Annotated in this window: 3 protein-coding genes; 1 reads left to right on the top strand and 2 read right to left on the bottom strand. The window is 43.2% G+C overall.

Going from position 1 to position 3,549, the window contains the following annotated elements; all coding sequences use genetic code 11:
• Positions 1-113: 113 nt before the first annotated feature.
• Both VIP81_RS18345 and VIP81_RS18350 read right to left on the bottom strand, forming a co-directional pair.
• On the bottom strand, positions 114-773 hold the full coding sequence (locus VIP81_RS18345; RefSeq protein ID WP_331964217.1) for an NADPH-dependent F420 reductase: 660 nt from the start codon (positions 771-773) through the stop codon (positions 114-116).
• Between the two features lie 148 nt (positions 774-921).
• Positions 922-1,671, bottom strand: coding sequence for a menaquinone biosynthesis protein (locus tag VIP81_RS18350; RefSeq protein ID WP_331964222.1), 750 nt, complete (start codon positions 1,669-1,671; stop codon positions 922-924).
• Between the two features lie 142 nt (positions 1,672-1,813).
• Between VIP81_RS18350 and purB the strand changes: the two genes are divergently transcribed.
• Positions 1,814-3,151, top strand: a complete 1,338-nt coding sequence (gene purB, locus VIP81_RS18355; protein ID WP_331964225.1) for an adenylosuccinate lyase — start codon at positions 1,814-1,816, stop codon at positions 3,149-3,151.
• Positions 3,152-3,549: the final 398 nt, after the last annotated feature.

Genomic DNA, 3,549 nt, shown 5'->3' on the forward strand with positions numbered 1-3,549 from the left:
TAAAGCAAAAAGCTATTGAAGCGAATAATCTAAGCGAGTAATATCCGCTTTATTCATTCGCTTCAATAGCTTTTTGCTTTATGCTTTCAGCCTTCTGCTATTTTAAAAAGCTTCTACTTTTTAAGTAACTTAAACGCATGCCCTGTGCTATCATTTAAAAAGCCGTAGGCGGCCCATAAAATAGAGAGCGGCTCTATGCTCCGGCTCATTTCTATGTTGCCCATATCTGCCACATCATTCCATCCTATCTGGTGCAGGAGGTTGATCACTTCTCTTTTGGCTTCGATATTATTGCCAGCGATAAACATGGTGGGAGAACCTTCCTGGAATTCCGGGAGGAGCATTCTTTCATGACCAATACAGCTGAGCGCCTTTACTACATTGGCATCTGGCGGCAACCATGCCTGTATTTGTTCTCCGGCAGAATTGTTATGACCAATGGTAAAAGTGAGTCTTCCGGTTTCATCGGGGCCTTTGCCATCCAGGGGATTGGTGACATCTACGACTGTTTTGGTTTTGAAGTTCCAGATCCCTGCTGCTTCAATCGCTTTTTTGGTACCTACCCAGCTGGTGCAGATCAGGAGTAATTCCCCGAATTCTGCCGCCTGTCTGAAAGTGCCTACCGTAGCTTGTTTACCTTGTTTCTTTATCCATTGCTGCAATGATTCTTTGGAGGGATTACGGGTACCGATAGTAACATGATGCCCTGTTTGAATAAGACCTTTGCCAAGAGTTAGCCCTACCGGACCGCTTCCCAGGATACCGATTTTCATGAGCGTAGATTAATATTAAGCAGAAATATGAAGATAAGCAAAAAGCTTAAAGCAAAATGCAAAAAGCTATTGAAGCGAATAATATAAGCGATCAAATAATTAAATATTTGCTTATATCATTCGCTTCAATAGCTTTTTGCTTTATGCCTTAAGCTTTCTCCTCTAAAAGATATCCCAGGAACTTCTGCATCCCCTGCCGTTTGGCGGGTGTAAAAGGATAACTGATGTTATGGATATAATAGGTGGTGAGGTCGTAGATATCGTACGGATTTTCTGCTACCACGGCCGGAATATTTTTAATACCGATACCGGTGGCTTCATTAAATTCCTTTACAAACCCGGCTGGCAGCGGCTTATTGCTGATCCAGGCGGCGAATACAAATGGTAAACTGGTAAATCGCACCCAGTTTTCGGCGAGGTCATATATATATGGTGACACTTTGCGTTGTGCCAAAGCACGGTCGCCAATCACCAAACCTGCGTCTGTTCCTTTAATTTTATCCTGGTAATCCCCGCTGGTATTAACGAATTCCACGTCCAGCTTCCAGTATTCACGTACCAATACCTTGAGCAATGCTACAGAGGTACGGCTTTGATAGTCCAGGTAAATACGTTTAATCTCCTGTAAGGGTACATCACTATACAAACAAACAGATGCAACAGGTCCTTCCGCACCAATACAATAATCTGCTATAATATGATATTCCTTTAATTTAGGAATAATCGCCACCGGCACCAATGCCACGTCTACGTCTCCATCTATAAGCTGCTGGGCTATTTTAGCCGGATAATCCATCGATAATTCCATCATCTCCATCACCGGATGATTCCTGAATCCATACAATAAAGGCTTCGTATTCAAATAACTTACAGCCGCAACTTTTACTTTCCGTTCCAATTTCAGTAATTTTGAAGCTGCAAAAGTAACTAAATCCCGGTTAACAAGTTCCAAATGAATAATTGTCATCCTGTAAATCAGGGTTCAAAGAGAACTTGTAGCCCACTAAACATGTTAATAGTAATACTGGAATACATACATTATGCAACTACAACCATTAACTGCCATTTCTCCACTGGACGGGCGCTATCGCAAGCAACTGGACGAGCTGGCCAATTATTTTTCTGAATTTGCGTTGATCCGTTACCGTGTGATGGTAGAGGTGGAATATTTTATTGCTCTTTCTGAGCAGAAGCTGTTTACGCTGCCCAAAGCCAAGTTCCCTGCCCTGCGTAAAATTTACCAGGAATTCACCATCGAGAATGCGCAACTGATCAAAGACACAGAAAAAATTACCAACCACGATGTGAAGGCAGTGGAATATTTTCTGAAGAATGAACTGAAAAACCTCGGTTTGGAAGACAAACTGGAATGGGTGCATTTTGGTCTTACTTCACAGGATGTGAACAATACCGCTACCCCACTCCTCTGGAAAGATGCCGTAGAACATGTGTACATGCCCGCACTGGCCAATATGATCCTGGAGCTGAAAAAACTCGGTCTGGGCTGGATGAAAGTGCCTATGCTGGCTCGTACCCACGGTCAGCCTGCTTCTCCCACTATTTTGGGTAAAGAGATACTGGTGTTTGTAGAGCGTTTGGAAGGACAGGTAAACCTGCTGGGACAAATTCCTTTTGCCGCAAAATTTGGCGGTGCTACCGGTAACTTCAATGCACACCACGTAGCTTTCCCTAAAATCAACTGGGAAAAATTCGGAGAGAAATTCGTAAATACCACGCTGGGCCTGCAACGTATGAAATATACCACGCAGATTGAGCATTACGATAACATTGCCGCGCAATTTGATGCACTGAAACGTATCAATACCATCCTGCTGGACTTCTGCCGTGATATCTGGCAGTACATCTCCATGGATTACTTCAAACAGAAAATTAAGAAGAATGAAGTAGGATCTTCTGCGATGCCGCATAAAGTAAATCCTATTGACTTTGAAAATGCAGAAGGTAACCTGGGTCTGGCGAACGCACTGTTTGAGCACCTGAGTGCCAAACTGCCCGTATCCCGCCTGCAGCGCGACCTGACCGATTCTACTGTATTACGTAACCTGGGTGTACCATTTGGTCATACCCTGCTGGCGACTAAGTCTATCCAGAAAGGATTAGGTAAACTGATTCTGAATGAAGCTAAGTTACATGCCGACCTGGAAAACAACTGGGCCGTAGTAGCAGAAGCGATTCAGACCGTATTACGCCGTGAAAACTATCCACAACCATATGAAGCCCTGAAAGAGCTGACCCGTGGCGGTGAACAGATCACCCAGAAGAGCATGCACAAATTTGTGGATGGCCTGAAAATCAGCGCTGCCCTCAAAAAAGAATTGAAAGCCATTACACCACACAACTACACCGGTTTGTGGTAATTGCATAAAAGCGTAAAAGCTCCGTCCTTTCCGGACGGAGCTTTTTTAATGTTGACTCCCGAAAGCAATTCCTTTCGATAAATGCGTTAGGTTGCCCGAAGGCACCTGGTTAAACAAACGCCATCCTGTGTATTAATTTTCACTCCTCCTGTACTCATTTGTTATGGGCATCGCCGATAGCTCATTGGTGTTCCTGAATAAATAAACCATTTACATTGGTGATCGCCACCATTGCATTAGTTCTTTCAGAGAAAATGATTTGTTTGAATGCTACCGGAATACCGGGGGTATATAACAATTCAGGTGTAGGTTCTAAAAGCTGAGCAAAGATATAAAAGTAAGATAGTATTAAAGAATAAACACAGACGTTTTTTTGTTAATAACTGGTTAACGTTAAA

The sequence above is a fragment of the Chitinophaga sp. genome (assembly GCF_036566945.1).
Taxonomy (GTDB): domain Bacteria; phylum Bacteroidota; class Bacteroidia; order Chitinophagales; family Chitinophagaceae; genus Chitinophaga.